Consider the following 574-nt stretch of genomic DNA (forward strand, 5'->3'; position numbering starts at 1 on the left):
GCCGCCAACGTGCGCAGCGGGACGCCCATCACCTGAGGATAAAGCCCGACCAGCGGATACCATTTATCGGCGAGGGATTTGCAGGCGGCGGGGGTCCGCAACCAATTCTGCCGCCGCTTCCCAAATTCGACATGCGAACCATCAAACCCGCGCGTCGTAATAAGCATATGAACATGGGGCAGGATTAGCCGCTCGCCCTCCCCTTCGGCTTGGGCGTGGATCGCCCAATCGGTGACCATGCCCTGCGAGGCGAGGTGATCTTCGCAGAATCCTTCGACGATATCGCGCCAGGTCGCGGGGGTTTCGTGGATGGGCAGCGACGCGACGCAATGCGCCAGCGTTGCTTCAGTGGGCCGATTGATGCGGGCCACCTGGTCCATCAGCTCCCACAGCTTGATGCCGTCGAGCGCCGGATCATTGGCGCGGCTCGGACCGCAACGGCCGCGATCGACCAAGTCGTTGCGCGCTGCATAATCCGGGGTCGGCCCGACCTCGTCGATGCCGGTCATCCGGTTGATATACCAGTAAGAGCATTTGGCGGTGCGGTGGGTCGACCGCATATCCTGGCCATAAG

At 62.7% G+C, this 574-nt stretch carries 1 protein-coding gene; it reads right to left on the reverse strand.

Annotation, left to right across the window (positions count from 1 at the left end; all coding sequences use genetic code 11):
* On the reverse strand, nucleotides 1-560 hold a 560-nt coding region (locus ACM9ME_RS15460), incomplete at its 3' end, for a MobA/MobL family protein (protein WP_415644351.1).
* Nucleotides 561-574: the final 14 nt, after the last annotated feature.

The organism is Sphingomonas antarctica (genome assembly GCF_965137005.1).
In the GTDB taxonomy this organism is placed as follows: domain Bacteria; phylum Pseudomonadota; class Alphaproteobacteria; order Sphingomonadales; family Sphingomonadaceae; genus Sphingomonas_O; species Sphingomonas_O antarctica.